The sequence below is a fragment of the Achromobacter sp. genome, from assembly GCF_050285565.1.
Classification (GTDB): domain Bacteria; phylum Pseudomonadota; class Gammaproteobacteria; order Burkholderiales; family Burkholderiaceae_B; genus Achromobacter.
Map to the genome: position 1 here is coordinate 469519 of NZ_JBLZXG010000002.1, position 24975 is coordinate 494493.

Annotated in this window: 14 protein-coding genes; 10 read left to right on the forward strand and 4 right to left on the reverse strand. The window is 70.3% G+C overall.

Going from position 1 to position 24975, the window contains the following annotated elements; genetic code table 11:
• Nucleotides 1-3: 3 nt before the first annotated feature.
• Nucleotides 4-1563 (reverse strand): class I adenylate-forming enzyme family protein, encoded by a 1560-nt coding sequence (locus ACN6O8_RS05190; protein ID WP_427989987.1) that lies wholly within the window; start codon nucleotides 1561-1563, stop codon nucleotides 4-6.
• 4 nt (nucleotides 1564-1567) lie between these two features.
• Nucleotides 1568-2749, reverse strand: coding sequence for an acetyl-CoA acetyltransferase (locus ACN6O8_RS05195; protein ID WP_427989988.1), 1182 nt, complete (start codon nucleotides 2747-2749; stop codon nucleotides 1568-1570).
• 571 nt (nucleotides 2750-3320) lie between these two features.
• On the opposite strand from ACN6O8_RS05195, the gene ACN6O8_RS05200 reads away from it, so the two are divergent.
• From ACN6O8_RS05200 to ACN6O8_RS05225, 6 genes are all read left to right on the forward strand, one after another.
• Nucleotides 3321-15359, forward strand: coding sequence for an amino acid adenylation domain-containing protein (locus tag ACN6O8_RS05200; RefSeq protein WP_427989989.1), 12039 nt, complete (start codon nucleotides 3321-3323; stop codon nucleotides 15357-15359).
• A gap of 92 nt (nucleotides 15360-15451) precedes the next feature.
• On the forward strand, nucleotides 15452-16786 hold the full coding sequence (locus ACN6O8_RS05205; RefSeq protein ID WP_427989990.1) for a hypothetical protein: 1335 nt from the start codon (nucleotides 15452-15454) through the stop codon (nucleotides 16784-16786).
• Between the two features lie 2 nt (nucleotides 16787-16788).
• Complete coding sequence (locus tag ACN6O8_RS05210; protein ID WP_427989991.1) at nucleotides 16789-17604, forward strand: alpha/beta fold hydrolase; 816 nt, start codon at nucleotides 16789-16791, stop codon at nucleotides 17602-17604.
• 74 nt (nucleotides 17605-17678) lie between these two features.
• Nucleotides 17679-18824, forward strand: coding sequence for an aromatic ring-hydroxylating oxygenase subunit alpha (locus ACN6O8_RS05215; protein WP_427989992.1), 1146 nt, complete (start codon nucleotides 17679-17681; stop codon nucleotides 18822-18824).
• 12 nt (nucleotides 18825-18836) lie between these two features.
• On the forward strand, nucleotides 18837-19448 hold the full coding sequence (locus ACN6O8_RS05220; protein ID WP_427989993.1) for a LysE family translocator: 612 nt from the start codon (nucleotides 18837-18839) through the stop codon (nucleotides 19446-19448).
• An 8-nt stretch (nucleotides 19449-19456) separates the two neighbouring features.
• Nucleotides 19457-20353: an alpha/beta hydrolase gene (locus ACN6O8_RS05225; RefSeq protein ID WP_427989994.1), complete on the forward strand. Its 897-nt coding sequence runs from the start codon at nucleotides 19457-19459 to the stop codon at nucleotides 20351-20353.
• A gap of 31 nt (nucleotides 20354-20384) precedes the next feature.
• Here the strand turns inward: ACN6O8_RS05225 and ACN6O8_RS05230 are convergent, their stop codons facing one another.
• Nucleotides 20385-21200, reverse strand: a complete 816-nt coding sequence (locus ACN6O8_RS05230) for a sulfite exporter TauE/SafE family protein (RefSeq protein WP_427989995.1) — start codon at nucleotides 21198-21200, stop codon at nucleotides 20385-20387.
• A gap of 99 nt (nucleotides 21201-21299) precedes the next feature.
• On the opposite strand from ACN6O8_RS05230, the gene ACN6O8_RS05235 reads away from it, so the two are divergent.
• Nucleotides 21300-22073, forward strand: a complete 774-nt coding sequence (locus ACN6O8_RS05235) for an AraC family transcriptional regulator (protein ID WP_427989996.1) — start codon at nucleotides 21300-21302, stop codon at nucleotides 22071-22073.
• Nucleotides 22074-22104: 31 nt separating this feature from the next.
• On the opposite strand, the gene trhA is transcribed toward ACN6O8_RS05235, so the two are convergent.
• A complete protein-coding gene (gene trhA / locus ACN6O8_RS05240; RefSeq protein WP_427989997.1) occupies nucleotides 22105-22749 on the reverse strand; it encodes a PAQR family membrane homeostasis protein TrhA in 645 nt (214 codons plus the stop codon).
• 266 nt (nucleotides 22750-23015) lie between these two features.
• Here trhA and ACN6O8_RS05245 point away from each other — a divergent pair, with 266 nt between their 5' ends.
• The 3 genes from ACN6O8_RS05245 (at nucleotide 23016) to ACN6O8_RS05255 (ending at nucleotide 24972) form a co-directional block, all read left to right on the forward strand.
• On the forward strand, nucleotides 23016-23198 hold the full coding sequence (locus ACN6O8_RS05245; protein WP_427989998.1) for a hypothetical protein: 183 nt from the start codon (nucleotides 23016-23018) through the stop codon (nucleotides 23196-23198).
• Between the two features lie 49 nt (nucleotides 23199-23247).
• Nucleotides 23248-24291 (forward strand): extracellular catalytic domain type 1 short-chain-length polyhydroxyalkanoate depolymerase, encoded by a 1044-nt coding sequence (locus ACN6O8_RS05250; protein ID WP_427989999.1) that lies wholly within the window; start codon nucleotides 23248-23250, stop codon nucleotides 24289-24291.
• Between the two features lie 168 nt (nucleotides 24292-24459).
• Complete coding sequence (locus ACN6O8_RS05255; protein WP_427990000.1) at nucleotides 24460-24972, forward strand: DUF1993 domain-containing protein; 513 nt, start codon at nucleotides 24460-24462, stop codon at nucleotides 24970-24972.
• Nucleotides 24973-24975 lie beyond the last annotated feature (3 nt).

The following is a 24975-nucleotide window of genomic DNA, read 5'->3' on the forward strand; positions in this document are numbered from 1 at the left end:
GATTCATGGGCCGGGCCTGACGTCTGCCTGGCCGGTGGCTTCGGCATTGCGCAGGGCGTCGCGCAATGCGGTCTTGAGAATCTTGCCGTAGCTGTTCTTGGGCAGCTCTGCGTGGAACACGTAGCGCTTGGGCTTCTTGAACGAGGCGATCTCGCCGCGGCACCAGGCGTCCAGTTCCTCGGGCGCCAGCGTGGCGCCGGGGCGCGACACCACGAACGCCACGACTTCCTCGCCCCATTGCGCGCTGGGGGCGCCGACCACCGCCACCTCGCGCACGCCCGGGTGGCGCGCCAGCGTCTCCTCGACCTCGCGCGGGTAGATGTTGGAGCCGCCGGAGATGATCACGTCCTTGCTGCGGTCGGTCAGCGTCAGGAAGCCGGAAGGGTCGAGGCGGCCGATGTCGCCGGTGCGCAGCCAGCCGTCCACCAGCGTCTCGGCGGTGGCGGGGGCGTTGCGCCAGTAGCCCTGCATCACGGCGTTGCCGCGCACCAGCACCTCGCCCTCGGTACAGGACGGCACACTGCGCAGCGCGGCATCGACCACGCGCAGTTCCATGCAGCTTTGCGCGGTGCCGACCGAGGCCAGCCGGGCCGCGCGCTCGGGATGGGCGGCGTCGGCGATCACCTCGCGCGACAGCGCCGTGATGGTCATGGGGCTTTCGCCCTGGCCGTAGATCTGCACGAAGCGCTGGCCCAGCACCGCCAGCGCTTCCTCCAGGTCGGCCAGGTACATCGGCGCGCCGCCGTAGATGATGGTCTTGATGCCGCGCCCGTCGCGGCCGCCGGCACGCGCCTGTTCGACCAGGCGCTTGATCATGGTGGGCGCGGCGAAGAACGACAGCGGACCGGCCTGCTCGGCCAGCGCGAGGATTTCGGCCGGCTCGAATCCGCGCGAGTCGGGCACGAGGTGGCGCGCCGCCTTGCGCACGTACAGCACGTGGTACAGCCCCGCGCCGTGCGACATGGGCGCGGCGTACAGCATGCCGTCGCCGGGCTCCACGGTCTCCACGTCCACCGCGTAGCACAGCCCCATGGCCACCAGGTTGCGGTGGCTCAGCATCACGCCCTTGGGCCGGCCGGTGGTGCCGGAGGTGTAGAACAGCCAGGCCAGCGCATCGGCGGCCAGCGTCGCGGGCGGCGCCCAGGGGCCGTCCGCCGCGCAGGCGGCCGCGTAGTCGGCGCCATCGATCTCCAGGTGGCGGCAGCCGGGCGGCAGGCAGTCGGCCGGCAGGTCGTCGCGGCGGTCGGTGAAGATCACGCTGGCGTCGGCGTTCGCGGCGATCCAGCCGACCTCTTTGGGATGCAGCTTGGGGTTGATGGGCACGGCCACCGCGCCCAGCCACCAGGCGGCATACAGCAGTTCCAGGTACTCGACGCGGTTGCGCGCGAACAGGGCCAACCGGTCGCCCTGGGCCAGTCGGTGTTCGCGCCGCAGCCAATCGGCCAGGCCCGCGGCGCGGCGGGCGAAGTCGCGGTAGCTGGCGTGCAGACGCAGGCCGCGGTAGAGGGCGGGGCGCGCGCCGTGTTCCAGCGCGGCCGCCTGCAACCAGTTGGCGATGTTCATGCCGTCACGCCCGCACCGCTTCCAGCACCGAGGCGTAGTTCGCGACGGCCATGCCCCCCATGTTGAAGACCAGCCCGAGCTCGGCGCCGGGGCGTTGCATGTCGCCGGCGCGGCCGGTCAACTGGCGATAGGCCAGCGCGTGCATCGAGACGCCGGTGGCGCCCACCGGATGGCCCTTGGCCTTGAGCCCGCCCGACAGGTTGACGGGCAGGTCGCCGTCGCGCCGCACCGTGCCTTCGGCCAGCACCCGATGGCCCGCGCCCGGCGCGGCCAGGCCCATGGCCTCGTAGATCAGCAGTTCGGCGATGGTGAAGCAGTCGTGCACTTCGGCGAAGTCCAGGTCCTGCAACTGGATGCCGGCATCCGCGTAGGCGCGCTGCATGGCGCGGTGCGGCCCTTCGAACGCCAGCAGGTCGCGGCCCTCCAGCGGCAGCGTGTCGTTGACCTGGGTGGCGGCGCGAAAGCGCACCTGGCGCGCATAACGCGGCGCGCGCCGCTCGCAGGTCAGGATGACGGCGGCGGCGCCGTCGCTGATGGGCGAACAGTCGGTCATGCGCAGCGGCGCGGCGATCATGGGGTTGCGTTCCGAGATCGTGTTGCAGAAGTCGGCGTCCAGTTCGCGCCGCAGTTGCGCCAGCGGATTGCGCAGCGCGTTGGCGTGGTTCTTGGCGGCAATGGCGGCCATCGCCGGCAGCGGATCGTCATAGCGCTCGGCGTACCGTTCGGCCAGGCGCGCGAACTGTTGCGGGAAGCTCATGCCGCTTTCGCGCGGATCGTTCTTGTAGCCAGCGCACGCCAGCGCCTCGGTGACTTGCGGCGTGGTGCGCGAGGTCATCTTCTCGACGCCGATCACCAGCACCGTGCCGGCCGCGCCCGCCTGGATCGCGCGCAGGCCGGCATGGATCGCGGCCGAGCCCGAGGCGCAGGCGTTCTCGCAACGGGTGGCGGGCTTGAAGCGCAGGGCCGGATGCGCCTGGTGCACCAGCGAGGCGGGGAAGGCATCGGGCACCAGTCCCGCATTGAAGTGCCCCAGGTAGACCGCGTCGATCTCGGCGGGATCGACGCCGGCGTCCTCGATCGCCTCGTTGGCCGCCATCACGATGAGTTGCTCAAGATTCAGAGCGTCCAACTTGCCGAACGGCGTATGGCCGCTGCCCACGATCGAAACGCCCGAATGATCGAACATGTCCCTCTCCCCATGCACGTTGATGTGCGGCGGTGGTGTGCTTGTGCGAATCCAGTGTAGGACTGCGCCAATACGTATCTCTATACGTGCATCCACGTACGCGAATACGTAGCGCGGCGCGGCCTGGGGCGACCCGTACGTACCGCGCGGCCGGTGCATCGGGACGCCGGATCGCGCCGCGCGCAGGCCTCGATATGACGGTTGCAATACGAGCTGAAGGCCCGGATTCAGGCGCTTTCGGGCAAGTTGGCGGGTGCCGGGAAGGGGGCTCGGACGGGGTGCGAGCCGCGCGTCGTCATGCGTGTTTTTGCTCGCAAAAAGTGGGGTGTACGTACGTGTTCGACGGCAGTGACGCGTCTGGAATTTTCAAATCATCTGTATAAGAATTCGTCGACGCGAGCATGCGGGCGGCAAGCAACGCATTAGAAAAAAAATGCTGCCGCCAGGGTCAGAATGTCTTTCATAGGAAGAACAGATCATGACGGGTTTCGTATCGCTTTTGGTTGGAGACGGCAGTGTCCTGGTTCGTTGCGGCGAACTGCTGATGGCGAAGGGACATCGCATACAGGCAGTGATTTCCACGGATTTGACCGTGCGCGCGTGGGCCGCCAAGGCCGGCATCCCGCAGTACGCGCTGGAGGACGCGGTCAAGCCGGAATCGCGCTTGGCGGCCGACCTGCTTTTCAGTATCGGCAATTACTCGGTGATCCCCGACGCGCTGCTCCAGCGCGTGCGGCGCATGAGCATCAACTACCACTATGGCCCGCTGCCGGAATACTCGGGCCTGCACGTGCCGGCCTGGGCCGTGTACGACCGCGCCACCGATTACGCCATCACCTGGCACCGCATCGGCGGCGTCATCGATGGCGGCGGCATCCTCAAGCGTGTCGCCGTGCCGATCGAATCGACCGATACGGCCTTGTCGCTGGGCCTGAAGTGCGACGAGACCGCCATCCAGAGCTTCGGCGCGCTGGTCGACGAGCTGGCCGCCGGCCGTGAAAGCGAGACGCCGCAGGATCTGTCGCGGCGCCGCTATTTCTCGCGCCAGTCGCAATTCTCCGCCGAAGGTCTGATCGATTGGCACCAGGACGCCGAGCAGATCGCGGCGATGGTGCGCGCCACCGACCACGGCCCCTTCAGCAGCCCGCTGGTGTGGCCCAAGGCGCTGATCGACGGCCGCGTGCTGGCGGTGCGCAAGGTCAGCATCGAGGCGCGCGCCGCGGGCGCGGCGCCGGGCGATGTGGTGGCGGCCGACGCGTTCGGCGCCAGCATCGCCACCGGCAACCGCGCGCTGCGCCTGGAAGCGCTGTGCACGCTGGAGGGCGAGGATGTCGCCATCGCCGACCTGGTCAGCGCCGGCAGCCTGCGGGCCGGCGCGCGCCTGGCCTCGGTCAGCGAGCAGGCCCGCGCCCAGGTCACGGCGGCTGGCACCGCTGCCTCCGGGGCCACCGCCTTCTGGCGCGGCCAGTGGGCCGCCTGGCAACCCTACCGCCTGCCGTACGCGCGGCCGGCGACGGCCGAAACCAATACGGCGCCGATCGTGGGCAAGCTGCCCGCCGCGCCGCGGGGCGCCGCTCGCGAGCAGGCCTTCATCGACCAGGCCGTGGGCGGCCTGTGCACCTTCCTGGCCCGTGCCTCGGGCGTGGCCGACCTGCACGTGGCGGTGGCGCTGCCGCGCGCCGAGGTGGCGCCGGATTGCCGCGATGTCTTCTGCGCCTGGGCGCCGGTGCTGATGCACCTGGAGGCGGCGGCGCCGCTGTCGCGCAACCTGGCGGCGGTCGCCGCGGCGCTGGCGCAGGCGCGCGAGCACGGCCTGATCCGGCGTGACCTGATCGGCCGCGACGCCGCGCTCGCCGCGCGTCATGCGCGCGGCGAACTGACGCCGGACGTGCTGGTGTCCTGCCAGATGCCCGCCGCCTATGCGATGGACGAGGATCGGCCGGCACTGGAATTCGTGCTGCTCGCCGGCAGCGAGACCTTCGAATTGCATTTCAATCCGCGCAAGATTGCGCGCCGCACCGCCGCCCAACTGGCGGCGCAGGTGGCCGACTGGTGCCGCCGCCTGCCGGCTGGCGCCGACCGCGCGCTGGGCGAGGCCGAGGCCCTGTCGGCCGGCGAACGGCAAGCGCTGCTGGAACAGTTCAATGCCACCGCCGACGCTGCCACGCTGGGCGCGGTGGTGCACGAATTGTTCGAGCACGCCGCTGCCCAGCACGAGGGCCGGGTGGCGCTGCGTTGCGCCGACCAGGCCATGTCGTATGGCGAACTGAACGCCGCCGCCAACCGCGTGGCCGGCGTGCTGCGCGCCAAGGGCATCGGCCGCGGCCAACGGGTGGGCGTGTGCCTGGACCGTTCCATCGACATGGTGGTGGCGCTGCTGGCGGTGCTCAAGACCGGCGCGGCCTATGTGCCGGTCGACATGGCGTTCCCGGCCGAGCGCATCCGCCAGATGCTGGAAGCCGCCCAACCCGCGCTGCTGATCGCGCCGCCGGCCGCGCGCGACACCAGCCTGAGCGCCTGGGCCGAACGCTGCCTGGACCTGGGCGCGGCCCTGGCCCAGGCCGGCGGCGATGACGCCAATCCGCCGCGCGTGGCGCAGGCCGACGACCTGGCATATGTCATCTTCACCTCCGGCTCCACCGGCAAGCCCAAGGGGGTGGAAGTCACCCACGGCGCGCTCGGCAACTTCCTGCTGTCGATGCGCGCCAGGCCGGGCTGCGAGGCCGGCGACAGCCTGCTGGCCGTGACCACGATCTCCTTCGACATCGCGGCGCTGGAGCTGTTCCTGCCGCTGATCAGCGGCGCCAGCGTGGTGATCGCGCGCCAGCAGGAAAGCCTGGACGGGCAGACCTTGCTGGACCTGATGCGCCGCCACGCCGTCACCATGATGCAGGCCACGCCCACCACCTGGCAGTTGCTGCTGCAGTCGGGCTGGCCGCGCGCCGTGTCCCTGAAGCGCCTGTTGTGCGGCGGCGAAGCCCTGCCGCGCGCGCTGGCCGACGAGCTGCTGGCGCGCGCCGAGTCGGTGTGGAACATGTACGGCCCGACCGAGACCACGGTCTGGTCGAGCGTGTGGCAGGTGCGGCCGGGCGAGGACATCGTCATCGGCGAGCCCATCGCCAACACCCAGTTGTACGTGCTGGATGCCAACCTGGCGCCGGTGCCGGCCGGCTTTGCCGGCGAGCTGTGCATTGGCGGCGCCGGGGTGGCGCGCGGCTATCACAAGGATCCGGCGCAGACCGCCGCGCAGTTCGGCCCCAACCCGTTCGCGCCCGGCGCCCTGTACCGCACCGGCGACCTGGCCTGCTTCAAGGAGCCCGGCAAGCTGGTGGTGCTGGGCCGCAATGACGGCCAGATCAAGTTGCGGGGCTTTCGCATCGAGCTGGGCGAGGTCGAAGCCGCCGTGGCCAGCCACGAGGATGTCGCCCGCGCCGTGGTGGTGGGCCGCAACGACCAACTGGTCGCCTACTGCCTGCGCAACAGCGCGCCGGCCAGCGCCGCCCAGGACCACCGCGCCGAGACCACCGCCGTGACCGAATGGCGCGACGTCTGGGACCGTGCCTACGAACCCGGCGCGGCCGATCCGACCTTCAATATCGCCGGCTGGCACAACAGCTACGACGGCCTGCCGTTCGCCGCCGATGAAATGCGCGACTGGCAGCAGCGCACGGTCGACCGCATCCTGTCCACCGGCCCCGAGCGCGTCTTCGAGATCGGCTCGGGCACCGGCCTGGTGCTGTTCGGCGTGGCGCCCAAGGTCAGCCAGTACCGCGCCATCGACGCTTCCAGCCAGGCGGTCGAGCAGATCAACCGCCACCTGGGCGGGCTGCCGCAGGTCTCGTGCGAACACCGCCTGGCCAACGACCTGCCGCCAGTGGCGCCGGGCAGCTTCGACACCGTGGTCATCAACTCGGTGGCGCAGTACTTCCCCAGCGCCGGCTATCTGCTGTCGGTGCTGGACTGGGCCACGCAGGCCGTGACCGACGGCCGCATCTTCATCGGTGACGTGCGCGACCTGGCGCTGCTGGAGGCGTTCCACGCCGACGTGGCCAACTTCCAGGGCCTGTGCAGCCTATCGGCCGAGGAACTGCGCCGGCGCACGCAGCACGGCCTGCGCGCCGAGCGCGAGCTGGTGCTGGCGCCCGAGTTCTTCGCCAACCTGCCGTCGGTGTATCCGCAGATCTCGCGCGTCGAGGTGCTGCTGCGCGATGGCGCCTACGTCAACGAGATGTCGCGCTTCCGTTTCGACGTCATCCTGCACATCGGCGCGCCGGCCGCCGGCCGCGCCCGGCCGCGGGCCCTGGCCACGCTCGACTGGCACGGCGACGGGCTCGACCTGGCGGCGCTGGCGCGCAGCCTGGGCCAGGGCGGCAAGCCGCTGGCCATTGCCAACATCCCCAATGGCCGGCTGGCCGACGTGCACCAGCGCGTGGGCCATGTGTTGCCGGCCAAGGCCACGGCCGAGCCCGGCCAATGGGTCGATCCGCGCGACCTGGCGCAGGCGGCCGAGGCGGCGGGGTATCGCATGGCGATGCTGCCCAGCCGCTCGCGCGACATCTGGGCCTTCGACGCGGTGTTCTGGCCGGCGGGCGAGCCGCCCGAGCTGGCCTGGCAGGCGCCGCAGGCCGTCGAGCGCGAAGCGCTGGCGCGGTTCGCCAACCAGCCGGCCGCCGGCGCCCCGCCGCGCCCCGCATTGCAGCGCCTGCTGCGGCCGTGGCTGCAAGCGCGCCTGCCGGGCTACATGATCCCGGACTTCTTCGTCGAGCTGGACGAGTTCCCGCTGACGCCCAATGGCAAGATCGACCGCAAGGCGCTGCCCGAGCCCACCGAAGTCATGCTGGAGCCCGCGGTGCAGCCCACCAACGAGCTGGAGCAGCAGTTGCAGGCGGTCTGGGCCGAGGTGCTGGGGCACGACCGCATCGGCATCCACGACAGCTTCTTCAAGATCGGCGGCAACTCGCTGCGGGTGGTGCGGGTGCAGGCCGAGCTGCAAAAGCTGCTGGGCCGCAACGTGTCGACCTCGACGCTGTACGAGCACTTCACCATCAAGGATCTGGCCGCGCATCTGGCCGGCCACAAGAAGGCCGCGCTCAACACGCCCAAGCGCCGCAACGCGCTGGCCGACGAGCCCATCGCCATCGTGGCGATGGCGTGCCGCCTGCCGGGCAACGTCAACAGCCCCGAAGACCTGTGGAACCTGCTGGAGCGGGGCGGCGACGGCATCGTCGAAGTGCCGCGCGAACGCTGGGATGCCGCGGCCATCTATGACGCCGATCCCGACGCGCGCGGCAAGTCGTACTGCATGCGCGGCGGCTTCGTGACGCCGATCGACCTGTTCGACGCGCCGTTCTTCGGCATCTCGCCGCGCGAGGCGCGCGCGCTCGACCCGGCGCAGCGCATGATGCTGGAGGTCACCACCGAGGCGATCGAACAGGCCGGCTATTCGATGGACCAGTTGCGCGGCAGTCAGACCGGCGTGTTCGTCGGCATCGGCAAGGGCTACCACGAGTACGGTCTGGCGCTGGCCGGCGGCCTGGCCGACCTGGACGGCTACGTCGGCACCGGCTCGGCCGGCAGCACCATGTCGGGCCGGGTCTCGTACGTGCTGGGCCTGGAAGGGCCGAGCATGACGGTGGACACCGCCTGCTCGTCGTCGCTGGTGACCACGCACCTGGCCTGCAATGCGCTGCGCCAGGGCGAGTGCGACCTGGCGGTGGCGGCCGGCGTGACGCTGATGCTGTCGCCCGACCTGCACGTGGAATTCAGCCGCCTGCGCGGCATGTCGCCGGACGGTCGCTGCAAGTCGTTCTCGTCCAGCACCGACGGCACCGGCTGGAGCGAGGGCGCGGCGGTGGTGGTGCTCAAGCGTCTGTCGGACGCGCAGCGCGACGGCGACCCGGTGTTGGCGGTGCTGCGCGGCACCGCCGTCAACCATGCCGGCCACAGCGCCAGCCTCACCACCCCCAGCGGCCCGGCGCAGCAGCGCGTGATCCGCCAGGCGCTGGCCATGTCCGGATTGCAACCGTCCGACATCGATTACCTGGAAGCGCACGGCACCGGCACCAAGCTCGGCGACCCGATCGAGGGCAACGGGCTGGCGGCGGTGTTCGGCGGCAGCCACCCGCCCGAGCGGCCGCTGTGGGTCGGCTCGGTCAAGTCCAACCTGGGCCACACCCAGGCGGCGGCCGGCCTGGCCGGCGTCATGAAAGCGGTGCTGGCCATGCACCACGACAAGCTGCCCATCACGCTGCACGTGGTCGAGCCGACCCCGGCAGTGGATTGGGCGGGCGCGCAGATGGCGCTGGTGCAGCAGGAGCAGCCGTGGCCGCCGGGCGAGCGCCCGCGCCGGGCTGGCGTCAGCTCGTTCGGCATCGGCGGCACCAATGCCCACGTCATCGTGGAAGAACCGCCCAAGCCGGCCGCGCCGGCCCGCGCCGTCAAACCGGTGGCGCCGCCGGAGTCGCTGCCGTTCGTGCTGTCGGCCTTCACGGTGCCGGCGCTGCGGGCGCAGGCTGACAAGCTGCACTTGCACATGGGCATGAACATCCAGGACCGCTTCCTGGACGTGGCCTATTCGCTGGCCACCACCCGCACGCACTTCCGCAAGCGCCTGGTGGTGTTCGCCAAGGGCAAGTCCGACCTGCTCGACGCGCTGGCCTCGTACAGCCGCACCGGCGAGGTGCCGGCGGGCGCGGTCAGCATGGTCGATGAGCGCGAGCGCGAATGCCGGCTGGCCCTGCTGTTCACCGGCCAGGGCAGCCAGTTGCCGCGCATGGGCCACGGCCTGTACCAGTCCCACCCGGTCTTCCGCCAGGCGCTGGAGGACATCGCGCAGCGCTTCACCACGCTGGAAAAGCCGCTGCTGGAGGTGATGTTCGCCGAGGCCGGCAGCGATGCGGCCGCCTTGCTCAATCGCACCGACTTCACTCAGCCGGCCCTGTTCGCGCTGGAAGTGGCGCTGTGGCGCGTGTGGGAAAGCTGGGGCGTGCAGCCCGAGCTGCTGCTGGGCCACAGCATCGGCGAAATCGCCGCCGCCCACGCCGCCGGCGTGTTCGACCTGGACGACGCCTGCCGCCTGGTGGCCGCGCGCGGCCGCCTGATGCAGGCCTTGCCGGCCGGTGGCGGCATGGCCTCGCTGGAAGCCAGCGCGGCCGAGGCCGAAGCGGCCCTGGCCTCGCTCGGCCTGACCGCGCAGGTGTCGCTGGCGGGCCTGAACGCGCCGCAGCAGACGGTGGTGTCCGGCGACCTGGCCAGCATCGAGCGGGTGGTGGCGCACTTCAAGCAGCAACAGCGCAAGGCCAAGCGGCTGGAGGTCTCGCACGCGTTCCATTCGCATCTGCTGGAGCCGATGCTGGGCGCCTTCCGCCAGGTGGCGCAGTCGCTCAACTACGCCGCGCCGAAGCTGGCGCTGGTCAGCAGCCTGACCGGCGAACTGGCCAAGCGCGGCGAGATGACCCAGCCGGAGTACTGGGTGCAGCAGGCGCGCCAGGCCGTGCGCTTTAACGCCGGCATGCGCACGCTCTACCAGCAGGGCATCAATACCTTCCTGGAACTGGGCCCGCAGCCGGTGCTGTCGGGCATGGGCGCGGCCTGCCTGGCCGACGACGGCCCGGTGACCTGGGTGGCCTCGCTCAACCCGGCCAAGGACGAGACCCAGACCCTGCAGAAGGGCCTGGCCGAGTTGCACGTGCTGGGCGCGCCGGTGGACTGGCGCGGCTTTTTCGCCCCCTATGGCGGCGAACGGGTCAAGCTGCCCACCTACGCTTTCCAGCGCGAACGCTATTGGCTCGAACCCATGCCCACGCGCACGGTCGGCGCCGGCCTGAACGACGCCAACCACCAGTTGCTGGGCGGCGGCGTGCAGATCGCCGGCACCGACATGACGATGTTCACGACGGTGGTGGCGGCCGACGAGCCGGCCTGGGTGCAGGAACACCAGGTGATGGATGCGGTGCTGATGCCGGGCACGGCGTTCTTCGAGGCCATGCGCGCCGCGGGGCGGCAGGTCAAGGGCCAGTGGGACCTGGCCGACGTGATCATCCTGGCGCCGATGGTGCTGGCGCCCGGGGTGTCGCTGCGCATGCAGATCACCGTGGGCGCGGAATCGGGCGGCGCCCGCACGGTGCACGTCTACAGCGCGCCGGAATCGGACGAGGACGGAGAATGGCAACTGCACGCCGAAGGCAAGCTGGTGCCGGCGCAGGCCGCGCGCCAGGATTCGGTGGAACTGCCGCCGCCGGATGGCGATCCGATCGACGTGGCCGCGCTCTACCAGGACCTGCATGAGCTGGGCTACGGCTACGGCCCCACGTTCCAGGGCATCAATGCCGCCTGGCACGTGGACGGCGACGTCTGGGCGCGGGTGGCCTTGCCCGAGGCGGCCGCCTCCTCGGCGATCCGCTACGGCCTGCATCCGGCGCTGCTGGACGCGTCGATGCACTCGCTGCTGCTGACCCAGCGCCTGAAGGCGCAGGTGGGCGACGATGTGTTCGTGCCGTTCGAGGCCGAACGTCTGTCGGTCTGGAAGGACGGCCTGGCCGAGGTCTGGGTCAGGGTGGCGGAATTCGAGATGGGCGAGGGGGAATTCTGGGCCTCGCTGGATCTGTACGACACGGGTGGCGAGCATGTCGGCAGGTTGCAGCGCCTGCATGCGCGCCGCATCGATCGCGCGGCGTTGCGGCGCCTGGCGCAGGCCGGTATCGACCGCTTCCTGTTCCGCACCGAATGGCTGCCGGTCGAGGCGCCCGAGGCCGTGTTCGGCGGCACCTGGGGCCTGCTCGGTGGCGGCGCCACGCCGTGGGCTGACGCGGTGCGCTCGCGCCTCGCGCAGGCCGGGGCGCAGGTGGTCGACATCGCCCAGTTGAGCGAAGCCGAGGCCTGCGACGGCGTGATCCCGCTATGGGCCGGCGACGCCCAGGTGGTCGAGCCGTCGCACCGCCAGGCCGCCAGCGCGCTGCTGCAGGTGCAGGAACTGGCGCTGGCCGGCTTCGCCAAGCCGGTCATCTGGCTGACCCGCGGCGCCGTCGGCACCAGCAGCGACGATCCGGTCTCCGACCTGGGCGCCAGCCCGCTGTGGGGCCTGCTGCGCACGGCGCGCAACGAGCATCCCGAACTGGCCCTGCGCATCGTCGACCTGGGCGAGAGCGCGGCCGATCTGGACATGCTGGCGTCCGCGCTGGCGCTGGCGGATGAGCCCGAGTGCGCGCTGCGCGGCGGCAAGCTGCTGGCGCCGCGCCTGAAGAAGGCGCCCGCCAACGCCGGCCTGGCGCTGCCGGCCGAGGGCAACTGGCGCCTGGAGATCGCCACCAAGGGCCGCCTGGACCAGCCGCTGTCGGTCAAAACGCTGGTGGACGAGCCGCTGGCGGCGGGCGAGATCCGCGCCGCGGTCAAGGCCACCGGGGTCAACTTCCTGGACGTGCTGAACGCCCTGGGCATGGTGGAAATCCCCGCGCTCGGCCTGGAGTTCGCCGGCGTGGTCACCGAAGTCGGCAGCGCCGTCAAGCACCTCAAGCCCGGCGACCCGGTGCTGGGGCTGGCGCGCGGCGCCTTCGGTTCCTCCATCGTGGTGGACGCGCGCCAGGTGGTGGCCAAGCCGGACAACCTCAGCTTCGAGGAGGCCGCCACCATTCCCATGACCTTCCTGACGGCGTGGTACGGCCTGCACGTGCTGGGCAACATGCAGCCCGGCGAGCGCGTGCTGGTGCATGCCGCGGCCGGCGGCGTGGGCATGGCGGCGGTGCAGCTCGCGCTGCTGCATGGCGCCGAGGTCTACGGTACCGCCAGCGAGCCGAAGTGGCCGGCGCTGCGCAAGCTGGGCCTGGCCGATGACCACATCGGCACCTCGCGCAGCCTGGACTTCGTCCAGACTTTCGCCGAGACGGCGCCGGGCCGTGCGTTCGACATCGTGCTCAACTCGCTGGCGCGCGAGTTCATCGACGCCAGCTTCGCCATGCTCAAGCCGGGCGGACGCTTCCTGGAGATGGGCAAGATCGACCTGCGCGACCCGGCCTGGGTCGAGGCCAACCATCCGGGCGTGACCTACCGCGTCTACAACCTGCCCGAGGCCGGCGTCGAACGCATCCAGGAGATGCTGACCGCGATCGCCGCGCTGTTCGCCGAAGGCAAGCTCAAGCCGCTGCCGCTGCGCACCTTCCCGCTGGACAACGCTTCGGACGCGCTGCGCTTCATCGCGCAGGCCCGCCACGTGGGCAAGGTGGTGCTGGTGCCGACGCAGCGCCGCGGCATGGTCGATCCGGACGGCGCGGTGCTGGTCACCGGCGGCCTGGGTGGCCTGGGCCGCTACGTGTCCAAGTGGCTGGTGCAGAACCACCAGGTGCGCGATCTGGTGCTGACCTCGCGCAGCGGCATGCGCTCGCCGGATGCCGAGGCCTTTGTCGCCGAACTGGCTGAGCTGGGCGCCCGCGCCACGGTGGTGGCGTGCGACGCGGCCGACTACGATGGCTTGCAACGGGTCATGGCCGAGTTCGGCGAAGACCGGCCCTTGCGCGGCGTGGTGCACGCGGCCGGGGTGCTGGACGACGGCATGCTCGCCGGCCAGACGCCGGAGCGCTTTGACGCCGTGTTCGCGCCCAAGGTCGACGGCGCCTGGCACCTGCACCGCCTGACGCAGGACCTGGCGCTGGACTTCTTCGTGCTGTTCTCGTCGATCTCCGGCGTGACCGGCGCGCCGGGTCAGGGCAACTACGCCGCCGCCAACACCTTCCTGGACGCGCTGGCGCACCACCGCCGCGCCAAGGGCCTGGCGGCGACCTCGGTGGCCTGGGGCGCGTGGGACGGGCAGGGCATGGCCGCGCGCCTGAGCGACGCCGACAAGACGCGCTTCAGCCGCCAGGGCATGGAGGCGCTCGGGCCGACCGAGGCGCTCGATCTGTTCGAGGCCGCCGTCATGAGCGATGCGCCCATGGCCGTGGCCGCCGCGCTCGACCTGGGCCGCCTGCAACGCACGCTGGAAGACAACAACGGCGGCAACGCGCCCGCGCTGTACCGCGAGCTGTTCAGCCGGACGGCGGGGGCGCGCGGCGCGGGCGGCGGCGGGGGCGGCGGCGCCGGCCTGCGCAAGCTGCTGGTGCAGACCGCGGTCGAGCAGCGCGAGGCCGCGGTGCTGGAAGCGGTGCGCGCCGAGGTGGCCAAGGCGCTGGAGTTCGCCTCGCCGCAGGACGTGGACGTCAGCCTGCCGCTGCAGGACATCGGCATCGACTCGCTCACCGCCGTGCTGCTGCGCAACCAGCTCTCTGACATGACCGGCCTGGCGCTGCCCGCCAAGATCGCCTTCGACCATCCCAACCTGCGGGCGCTGAGCCAGTTCCTGCTGGAGAAGCTGACCGAGGCGGGGCTGGACAGCCAGCAAGCCCCGGCCGAGGCCGGCGCGGCGGCGAAGGAGGCGGCCGGCGGCCGGCGCCTGGACGACCGCGTGGCGCGGCGCGGCTACCTGGAGCCGGAACTGCAGTTCGACAATGTGCTGACGATGGAGGCGGAGCCCGAAGCGGTGTTCGTCACCGGCTCCACTGGGTTTGTCGGCGCCTTCCTGCTGCACGAACTGCTGCGCGCCGACGTCATCGCCTACTGCCTGGTGCGGGCCGACGACGCCGAGAAGGCCATGGCGCGGCAGGTGGAGATCCTGCGGAAATACGATCTGTGGAAGCCGGAGTACGCGGCCCTGCTCAATCCGGTGGTCGGCGACCTGACCCAGCCGCTGTTCGGCCTGTCCGAGCACGAGTTCGATCAGTTGGCGAATCAGGTGGACGCCATCTGCCACTCGGGCGCGCTGGTCGACTGGATGCTGCCGCTGGACAACTACCTGGCGCCCAACGTGGTCGGCACGCACGAGGTGCTGCGGCTGGCCTCGCGCGGGCGCGGCAAGGCGGTGCATTTCGTCTCGACCGCCGCCACGCTGCCGCGCTACCTGGGCTACGAGGTGTCCAAGGACGAACGCGAGTACGGCTACCTCAGCTCCAAGTACATGGCCGAACAGATGGTGGCGGCGGCGCGCTGGCGCGGGGCCAAGGCCTCGATCTACCGCCTGCCGTTCGTCGGCGCCAGTTCCACCAGCGGCCACTTCCGGCTGGATCGCGGCGACTTCCTGCACAACCTGATCTCGGGCTGCATCGCCATGGGCAGTTTCCCGCTGCTGGGGTCGGACATCGGCGGCGTGCTGCCGGTGGACTACCTGGCGGGGGTCATTGCCCAGGTCATGACCCGCGACCAGGCGCGCATCGGCCAGGACTACGACTTCGCCAACCCGCAGGCGCCCGGCTTCAATAGCCTGGTGCAGCACATCCGCGGCGCGGGCGCGCAGGTCGGCAGCGTGCCGTTCGAGCAGTGGAAGCAGGACGCCCTGGCGTATGCGCAGGCCAACCCCAAGAGCGCCATCGCGCGCATCGCGGCGGTGCTGGACGGCCTGGGCGTGCAGAGCGACCTGGAGCAGATGTTCGACTGCTTCCCGGTGGGCCGGCAGGTGTTCGGCGGCGAGGTCTATCCCTGCCCGCCGGTCGATGCCAGGCATGTCCAGCCCTACGTGGACCGGATCCTGGCCGCGGCGCCCGCCGCCGGCCAAGCGCAGGAGTTGTCGCCGGTAACCCAGCCGGCTTGAGCAAGTTCGATCCGTCGCCGGGGTGGCGCCAGCCAGGCGCCGCCCGCCGGGCGGCGTCCTCATAGCGATTTCCACGCCCGTGGAGGATTTGAATGACTACCCTCGAATTGCAAGAGCAACCGCAAACCGCCACCCCGCAAGACGCCCAGGGCACCGGCATCTGGCAGAAGACCGGTACCTTCCTGAACGAGGCCGCCGGCGTGCATGCCCGTCACCTGGTGCGCGTGCTGGACCGCTACACGGTCGATCCGGCCGCCGTGGCCTCGCGCCTGCCGCCGAACCGCGTCTTGAACACCTGCTGCTTCTACCCCGAGCACCAGCCCACCCAGGTCATCCAGATGAACGTGGACGCCGACCTGGCCAGCAAGCTGCGGCGCGAGCTGCGGTTGCAGGCCAAGGTCGCGGGCAGTTTTTCGGACACCTCGGTGGGCACCTATTTCCCGCTGTCGACCATGTTCGAGAACAGCGCCCTGTTCATCCCCTCGGCCAAGCGCTTCTATGACGACAACCAGGACAAGGTCATGGAGCACTTCCCGCAGGCGGCCACCACCGTGGTCAACGCCTTCGTGGTGCCGGCGGGCAAGAAACCCTACGGCACCCATTCGGCCAGCGGCATCGCGCTGCAGATCCCCTCCCTGGTCAAGAAGGGGCTGGGCTTTCCCAAGCTGTACAAGAGTTTCCACACCGCCCTGACGCCCACGCCGATCACGCGCCAGCCGTTCGTCATCTTCGAGGACGCCGAGGTCGAGGCGCCCAACCTGAACTTCGTCTACATGAAGATGCTGGACATGGATCTGGCGCCGGAGGAAAAGGCCGCCATTGACAAGGCCCTGTATCTGTACACCGAAGGGCTGCTGTCCGAGATCGACCTGCCCACGGTGCGCGACTTCCTGATGGCCAAGTACTGGGAAAAGAAATACGCCGACAAGCCCTCGTCCGGCTGGTTCTGCGATTCCAAGGTGGGCCAGGCGCTGTTCTTCGACAACTACCGCGCGCATGCCGACAGCACCCTGCCGCAGGCCACCGAAGACCGCGTCACCATCGACTTCCGCTGCTTCTCCAAGGTGGAATACCCGGCCGGCATGACCAGCGGCCTGGACTTCATCGTCGACCCCAAGGAACGCGCCTACCAGACCAAGCGCAAGCGCGCCGGCATCGAGTTCCTGCTGACCGCGCTGGGCTACCACGACATCGACGAATTCCTGAAGATGATCTTCGGCACGCCCTACGGCCACATCAACCCGTTCGAGCTGCTGACCGACCTGCAGTTCGGGGTCTACAACAAAACCAAACACCATCTGCTCGACCAGAACCTGGACGCGCACTACGAGCGGGTCGAACGCCTGTACGAGCGGATCGAGCGTGACGGCGAGTATGTGCTGCCGGAGCGGGCGCGCCAATGCCTGGCGGCGATGGCGGGGAACTGAGCATGGCCGAGCCGACCCCGAACCCCGACCCGGCCTTTGCCGCCATTCTCGACAAGTACTGCGCCATCACGCGGGTGCCGTATGACGAATTCACCCGCGCGTTCCTGCGCCGCTGCCAGTCGTTTTCGGTGAAGGCCAACGGCGGCGTCTACAAGTACTACCGGCGCGGCGCCGGGCCGACGGTGGTGCTGGCGCATGGCATCCACAGCCACCTGGGCAGCATGGTGCCGATTGCCGAACAGTTGCTGGATCTGGGCTACGAGGTGGCGCTATTCGACATGCCGGCGCATGGCGAGGCCGCGGGCAGCGGCACCGACCCGGTGCAGGTGCGCGACTTCATCCGCAAGGTCTGCGCCCGGCTGGGCGCGATCCACGCGGTGGTGAGCCATTCGCTGGGCGGGCTGTGGGCGCTGTCCGCCCTGCACCGGGACGGGTTCCGCGCCGACGCCTTCGTGTCGATCTCGACGCCGTCCACCACGCGCTTTCTGGTGGAGAAGTTCGTCCAGCTCAATCAGCTCGACGCCGATATCGAGACCCGGCTGTGCCACGAACTGGAGCGCCGCCACGGCGCCACGCTGTGGACCGACTATGCGCCGCGGCACATCGTCGGCGCGCTGGATCTGCCCGGGCTGGTGATCCACGGCGCCAAGGACGACTTCGTGCCGCCGGCGCACGCGCAGGAACTGTATGACGCCTGGCCCGGCGCCACGCTGGAGATCGTCGAGGGCGCGGGCCACTTCGAGATCCTCGGCCTGGGCGCCGTCGGCCAGCGGGTCGCAAGCTATCTGCGCGAGGTGCCGGTGGCCGCCACGGCCTGACCGGCCCGCCCCGGCGCCGGCGGGCCGGGGCGCTTTTTCCGATAACACGCTTTTGACAGGACTCGGGATCACAGATGAAACACGCGACGCAAGTAGAAACCCTGCGGAAAATGTTCAAGCTGCGCGAAGTGGATCGCGACGAGGACATGCTGGGTCGGGTGGTGCAAGTGCCGGCCAGCGTCTATATGGACAACGGTGTGCTGGAGCGCGAACTGGAAACGGCCTTTCGCGACTATCCGCTGGTGGTGGGCGCGTCCACCCAGGTGCGCGAGCCGGGCTCGTACCTGCTCAGTCCGTGGGATCGCCTGCCGTTCGTGGTGGTGCGCGACAAGGGCGGCGAACTGCGCGCCTTCCTGAACGTGTGCCGCCATCGCGGCGCGCGCCTGGTGTCGGGCAACGAAAAGGAACTGAAGTTCTTCACCTGTCCTTTCCATGGCTGGGTCTATGGGCTGGACGGGGAACTCAAGGGCGTGACCAAGCCCTACAACTTCCCCGACCTGGACTGCGCCAAGCACAAGCTGGTGGAATTGGCCGTGACCGAGCGTATGGGGCTGGTCTGGCTGCATCCCACGCCGGGCGCCGCCATCGACCTGGACGCCAGCCTGGGCGCCGACATGAGCGACGAGATCGCCGGCTTCAAGCTCGATGACCTGACCCTGCACAGCCGCAAGGTCAGCACCCTGAACGCCAACTGGAAGCTGCTGCTCAAGACCTACCTGGAGCGCTACCACGTGCCGATCCTGCACAAGAACACCATCGGCCCGGTGTTCGAGAAAGGGGTGATCGCGCACTTCGAGCATGGCCTGCACATCCGCATCGCCGCGGCCAAGACCAACCTGATGGAGGCGGCCGCCGCCGACCCGCAATCCTGGCGCATCCTGGACTACGCCTCGGTGTTCTACACGCTTTTCCCCAATACGTTCCTGATCAACCACGCCAACATCGTGTCGCTCAATTCCTTCTATCCGATCGCGCCCGACAAGACCATCTGGACGCACGACATGCTGTACCGCGAGGCCGATTACGCCGGCGAGGAAGGACAGGCGACGCTGGCCCAGCGCTTCGGCAACATCGACGCGGTGTTCCACCGCGAGGACTTCGGCATCGTCGAAGGGGTGCAGGCCGGCCTGCATTGCGGCGCCAATCCGCAGCATACGCTGGGGCTGGAAGAGGGGTTGCTGGGCATGTTCCAGCACAACATCGACCGCGTGACCGGCTGACGGAGCCCCGCCATGAACGGCATCGATGGGGTCTTCCTGCTCGGCACCGCCGCCATCCTGCTGACGCCGGGCCCCACCAACACCTTGCTGGCGGCGGCGGGGCTGGCGCGCGGCTTGCGCCGGTCCGCGCCGCTGGTGGGGTTCGAGCTGGCCGGCTACCTGGTCGGCATTACGGCCTGGGGGCTGTTCCTGGTGTCGGCGCAGGCCGTGTATCCGTGGATCGGCATTGTGGTGCGCGTGGCCAGCAGCGTCTATCTGGCCTACGTCGCGGTCAAGATCTGGTGCGCGGCCGGCGCTGACGCGACCACCCGCCAGGAGCCCATCGGCCCCTACGCCTTGTTCATCGCCACCTTGCTCAACCCCAAGGGCCTGGTGTTTGCCTCGACCCTGTTCCCGGCGTACGCGTTCGAAAACCTGCCCGGCTACCTGGCGGCGATGGCGCAGTTCATCGGCCTGCTGGTGCCGATCGCCTTCATCTGGATCAAGTTCGGCGCCTTGCTCGCCGGACGGCGCATCGGCTTCATCAACCCGGAACGATTGCAACGCACCGCCGCGCTGGTAATCGGGGTATTCTCTGTATCGATTGTCGGGTCCGCCGTTCGCTTGTCTCTGCTACCAGGATAAAACGACGCATGACGACTGAAAACAAGCGCTCCACCGTGGCCGCCACCGACACCGCCGCCACGCGCAAGCCGCGCAAGAAACCCTTCATCGCCAGCGCCATCGGCGCCATGTTCGGCGTTGCCGGCACCGTGGCGCCGGGCGCCACCGCCAAGGTGGCGCAGAGGCTGCTGTTCACGCCGGCGCGCCTCAAACCCTCGGAGCCCGGACGCGCCATTCTGTCCCAGGCGCGCGCCGAACCGCACCAGATCGACGGCCAGACCGTCTATCACTACGTCTGGGGCGACAGCGGCCCGCGCGTGCTGCTGGTGCACGGCTGGGGCGGCGACGCCGCGCAGATGACGGCCTATGTCGAGCCGCTGCGCCAGCGCGGCTTCCAGGTGGTGGCCATCGACATGCCGGCGCACGGCCGTTCCAGCGGCAAGCAGGCGTCGGTGCGCCACTTCGAACCCTGCGTGGCCCACGCCGCGCAAACCCATGGCGCTTTCCACGGCGTGATCGCGCATTCGCTGGGCGCGGCCGCCGTGACCTTCGCCCTGTCGCGCGGCTTTGCCGTCGAGCGCGCGGTGTTCCTGGGGCCGGTCAGCCGCTACGACAGCGTGTGGGAATATTCGCGGCGCATGATGAACCTGCCGCCCAAGGTCATGCCGCTGGTGCTCAAGCGCGCGCAGGATTGGCTCGGCATCACCTTCGCCGAGATGGAGCCGGCGCGGCTGGCGCCGGCCATGGCCACGCCGCTGCTGATCGTCCACGATCGCGGCGACCGCGAAAGCCCTTACGAGGACGCGGCGCTGTTGGCGCAGGCCTGGCCGGGCGCCGACCTGGTGACCACCGAGAAGATGGGGCACACCCGCGCATTGCGCGATCCGGCCCTGGTGGCGCGGGTGGCGGCGTTCGTGGCGCAGTGACGCGGCGGCCGCGGGCGCCGCCCGCGCGGCGTTACGCCAGCAGCATGCTCAACAGCACCAGCGCCAGCAGCGCGACATAGACGCGCGCGTGCAGCCGGTCGGGGATGCGCGGTATCAGCGGCGCCGCCAGGCGGATCCCCGCCAGCGACCCCAGCGCCAGCGCGGCGAACGCCAGCAGGTCGACGTAGCCGATGATCCACGGCGCCAGCGGCGCCGGCAGCGCGCGCGCCGCCGCCAGGTAGGCCAGCGTGCCGGCGCTGGCCACCGGCAGCGTCAGCGGGTTGGCCATGGCCGCGGCCTTGGCCATGGGCAGGCCGCGGCGGCGCAGCAGCGGCACCGTCATCACACTGCCGCCCACGCCCAGGAAGGTGGCGATCGCGCCGATCGCCACGCCGCCGCCCACGGTCACGGCCGGGCCCAGCGGCCGCGCCGCCTGGGCCTGCCGGCGCGCCATGAAGCCCTGGCGCAGCAGGCAATCGACAATGGTCACGGCCAGGTAGGCGATGAAGGCATGGCGCACCAGGTCGCCGCTGGCGCGGGTGGCGGCCCAGGCGCCCAGCAGCGCGCCCGCGCCGATGAAGGCGGCCAGCGGCCAGACGTAGGCGCGCGCGATGTTGCCGGCGCGCTGGTGCCGGCGGGTGGCGGCCACCGAATTGACGATCATCACGCAGGTCGAGGTCGCCACCGCGATATGCATCGCCGCCTGGCCGATGGCGTCCTGCGCGCCGTGGGTCGCGGTCAGCACGCCGTACAGCACCGGCACCACCACGAAACCGCCGCCAAAACCGAACAGCACCGTGGTCACGCCGCTCAGGGCGCCGAACAACGCCAGGGTCACATACAGCATTTGAAACGTCCTTGCGGGGAAAACGCCACGATAGGACGCCGCGCGCTGGCTGGCTTTCGAGGATTGGACAATAATGTTCGCATTCCGGCCAATCCCCTCATGCGCAACACCCACATCGACCTGCACGACCGCCTGGACCGCGCGCTGGTCGCCATCGGCAACGACTATCCGCCCGGCCACCTGCTGCCCGTGCACACGCACCGCCGCGCCCAACTGCTGTATGGCGCCACCGGGGTCATGCACGTGGCCACGCGCGACGGCAACTGGGTGGTGCCGCCGCAGCGCGCCGTCTGGATTCCGGCGGGCCTGGCGCACCAGGTGCGGATGCACGAGGTCAGCACCCGCAGCGCCTACATCGAGCCGGGCGCCGCGCGGCCCGCCAGCGGCGCCTGCGAGGTGGTCGAGGTCTCGCCGCTGTTGCGCCAGTTGCTGTTGGCGGCGGTGGACATGCCGGCGCGCTACGACAGCGCCGGCCGCGACGGTGCGCTGGCGGCGCTGCTGCTGCACGAGGTGACGCGCGCCCCGGTGCTGCCGCTGCACATTCCGCTGCCGCGCGACAAGCGCCTGGCGCCGTTGTGCCGCGCCTTCATCGCCGCGCCCGACGCACGCCAGTCACCGGAGGCCTGGGCCGCGCGCCTGCACATGAGCCCGCGCACCTTCAGCCGCCACTTCCGCCAGCAGACCGGCATGGCGTTCTCGACCTGGCGCCAGCGCGCCTGCGTGGTGCTGGCCCTGGCGCGGCTGGCCGCCGGCACGCCGGTCACGGCGATCGCGCTGGATTTCGGCTACCAGAGCCCGGCGGCGTTCTCGACCATGTTCCGGCGCGTGCTGGGACGCCCGCCCACCGGCTACCTGCAAGCGGCGGCGGACTAGTGCGCGTGCCTGGCACCGGGCGGCGCGGCAACTAGGCCGCGTACCAGAGCACCGCGAAGAAATGGCAGACCGTGCCCGCCAGCACGAACAGATGCCAGACGAAGTGGCTATAGCGCCAGCGGTTGTCGCACACGAAGAAGACCACGCCGCCGGTGTAGGCCAGCCCGCCCGCCACCAGCCACCAGAGGCCGCCGGTGGGCACCCGTTCCAGCAGCGGCTTGACGGCGATGATGACCAGCCAGCCCATGGCCAGGTAGAGCCCGGTGGAAAGCGCGGGCCGGTTCAGCCGCCGGCTGGCCTTCAGGCCCACGCCCAGCAGCGCCAGCCCCCACACCAGCCCGAACAGCGTCCAGCCCCACGGCCCGCGCAGCGCGCCCAGCGCAAACGGCGTATAGGTGCCGGCGATCAGCAGGTAGATGGCCGAATGGTCGAGCAGGTTGAACAGGCGCTTGGCGCGGTTATCGGGCAGCGCGTGATAGAGGGTCGAGGCCAGGTACAGCAGGCACATGCTGGCGGCGAACACCGCCGCGCCGGCGATGAAGGCCGCGTCGCCCTGGCGCGTGGCGGCCACGATCAGGACGGGGGCGGCGGCCAGCGCGCCGGCCGCGCCCAGGCCATGGCTGATGGTGTTGGCGATTTCTTCGCCGAGAGTCTGGCGGCGGTCGTTGGGGAACATGGGGGCGGCGCCGGGAGGAAATTTGAAATCAGGGGTTACACCATAAGGGTTTTGCGGCGCGCCCTCAAGGCGCCGCCATGCCCGGGGCGCGTCGGCTTGATCTGCGGCAAACACCCGTGTCGACGCCAGCGCCAAAACCCAGGGCAGCAAGTTACTGTGTGATACATTTCACTCGCTCCACAGCCGCCCGCAGAGGCGGCGCGACGCGTTATCGAAGGGCAACGCATCCGGCGGGCCCGCACACACTCTCCTGGGGAGGCGCTTCTATGATTCCGGCAATCGGCCTGATGGTTGGGGCATACATCGTCACGCGCATGACCGCGACGCTGACGCGGCCAGGGACCAGCAAGGTCGTCAAAGTGCTTGCCATCCTCACGATCGCGGTCGCCCTGATATCCTGTCTGGACTTGCTGACCAGCAGCGCCACCCTTTCCACCGGCCGGTTCTGATCCGGAGCGCTCCCGGTACCGGAGCGCACAGCGTTCAGAGGCCCGACCCATGGCGCGCAATTTCACCCGTCTGTTTTTCAACGCCGCGAAGAAGCTGGGCAAGCTTCAGCGCGCGGCGCTGCGCATGGCGGCGCCCCAGCGCGCGCGCCGGCCGGCGGCGGCCGCGCGGCGCGCCGGCGCCAGCGCCGCCGCGCCCGGCCTGGGGGGCGGCTGCTGGGAAGCCGCGCGGCAATTCTCCGACGCCCATGGCCAGCGCCTGTCCTTTGCCCGCTATATTCCCCCGGCCGTGCCGCGCCAGGGCATGCCGCTGGTGGTGATGCTGCACGGCTGCCGCCAGACCGCGCAGGCCTTCGCGCACGGATCGCGCATGAATCAGTGGGCCGACGCCGGCGGTTTCATGGTGCTCTATCCGCAGCAGTCCATGACGCGCCAGGTGCAGCGCTGCTGGCGCTGGTTCCAGCCCGACGCGCGGCACGGCGGCGCCGAGGCCGACCTGATTGCCGCGCTGATCAGCGCCGAGGTGGCGCGCCACGGGCTGGATCCGCAGCGGGTCTACATCGCCGGCCTGTCGGCCGGCGCCGGCATGGCGGCGCTGGTGGCGCTGCGCCATCCCTCCCTGATCGCGGCGCTGGCCATGCATTCGGGGCCGGTGGTGGGCGACGCCCACACCGCCACGGCCGGCCTGCACACCATGCGGCGCGGCTCGCTCAAGGCGCTGACGCCGCTGCTGCGGGAGGTGGCCGATCCGGCGGTGTTCCGCCTGGGCATGCCGGCCATGATCCTGCATGGGCAGATGGATCCGGCGGTGGCGCCGCGCAACGCCCGGCAATTGTTCGAACAGTTCCGCGCCGTCAATGGCCTGGCCGCCGATGAGCCGGTGGTCGAGCGGGTGCTGGGCCTGGGCACCGAGAAGGCCTACCGCCGTGTCGACCTGCTGCGCAACTGCAAGGTGGTGCTGCGCCTGTGCGAGATCACCCGGGTCGAACATGGCTGGAGCGGCGGCGACGCCTCGGTGCGCTACCACGCGCGCAACGGCCCGGACGCCTCGGCGCTGGTCTGGCGCTTCTTCCAAGGCCAGCGGCGGGTGCTCTAGCCGGGCCTCGCATTGTGGCGGCAACGGCGCTATTGTTCGAAAAACGCATATGCATATGTCGCTGCCGGCGCCCGCCACGCGGGCGGAGGCGGCGCTAACATCGCGGCACGTCCGGCAATCCGGCGCCATGTCGGGCGCCGGCCGGCCACGTTTTTTCGGAACCTCATCATGTCCCTGTCCATGTACCAGGCCTCGGTGCCTGTCTTCATCCGCGGCCTGACCGTGCTGGCCGCGCTGCTGGAAAAAGGCGCGGCCCACGCGGCCGCCACCGGCAGCGATCCCGCCGCGCTGGTCAATGCCCGCCTGGCGCCCGACATGTATCCGCTGTCGGGCCAGGTACAACGCGCCAGCGACGCCGCCAAGTTCGCCGCGCAGCGCCTGGCGCAGGTCGAAGCGCCCAAGTTTCCCGACGACGAAACGACGTTCGAGCAGTTGCAAAAGCGCGTGGCCGACACCATCGCCTACCTGCGCTCGGTGCCGGCCGACAAGCTCGACGGCGCCGAGGGCCGCAAGGTCACGCTCAGCTTCGGCGAGTTCAAGCCGCAGTTCCAGGGCGACGCCTACCTGCTGACGTTCGCGCTGCCGAACTTCTATTTTCACGTCACCACCGCCTACGACATCCTGCGACACGCCGGCGTGCCGATCGGCAAGCTGGACTTCCTCGGGCCGTATCCGGCCTGAGCG

Excerpts from the sequence above, each read along its gene's own strand:
- ACN6O8_RS05190 (WP_427989987.1), bottom strand. The coding sequence starts at position 1,563 with ATGAACATCGCCAACTGGTTGCAGGCGGCCGCGCTGGAACACGGCGCG.
- ACN6O8_RS05195 (WP_427989988.1), bottom strand. The coding sequence starts at position 2,749 with ATGTTCGATCATTCGGGCGTTTCGATCGTGGGCAGCGGCCATACGCCG.
- ACN6O8_RS05205 (WP_427989990.1), top strand. The coding sequence starts at position 15,452 with ATGACTACCCTCGAATTGCAAGAGCAACCGCAAACCGCCACCCCGCAA.
- ACN6O8_RS05210 (WP_427989991.1), top strand. The coding sequence starts at position 16,789 with ATGGCCGAGCCGACCCCGAACCCCGACCCGGCCTTTGCCGCCATTCTC.
- ACN6O8_RS05215 (WP_427989992.1), top strand. The coding sequence starts at position 17,679 with ATGAAACACGCGACGCAAGTAGAAACCCTGCGGAAAATGTTCAAGCTG.
- ACN6O8_RS05220 (WP_427989993.1), top strand. The coding sequence starts at position 18,837 with ATGAACGGCATCGATGGGGTCTTCCTGCTCGGCACCGCCGCCATCCTG.
- ACN6O8_RS05225 (WP_427989994.1), top strand. The coding sequence starts at position 19,457 with ATGACGACTGAAAACAAGCGCTCCACCGTGGCCGCCACCGACACCGCC.
- ACN6O8_RS05230 (WP_427989995.1), bottom strand. The coding sequence starts at position 21,200 with ATGCTGTATGTGACCCTGGCGTTGTTCGGCGCCCTGAGCGGCGTGACC.
- ACN6O8_RS05235 (WP_427989996.1), top strand. The coding sequence starts at position 21,300 with ATGCGCAACACCCACATCGACCTGCACGACCGCCTGGACCGCGCGCTG.
- trhA (WP_427989997.1), bottom strand. The coding sequence starts at position 22,749 with ATGTTCCCCAACGACCGCCGCCAGACTCTCGGCGAAGAAATCGCCAAC.
- ACN6O8_RS05245 (WP_427989998.1), top strand. The coding sequence starts at position 23,016 with ATGATTCCGGCAATCGGCCTGATGGTTGGGGCATACATCGTCACGCGC.
- ACN6O8_RS05250 (WP_427989999.1), top strand. The coding sequence starts at position 23,248 with ATGGCGCGCAATTTCACCCGTCTGTTTTTCAACGCCGCGAAGAAGCTG.
- ACN6O8_RS05255 (WP_427990000.1), top strand. The coding sequence starts at position 24,460 with ATGTCCCTGTCCATGTACCAGGCCTCGGTGCCTGTCTTCATCCGCGGC.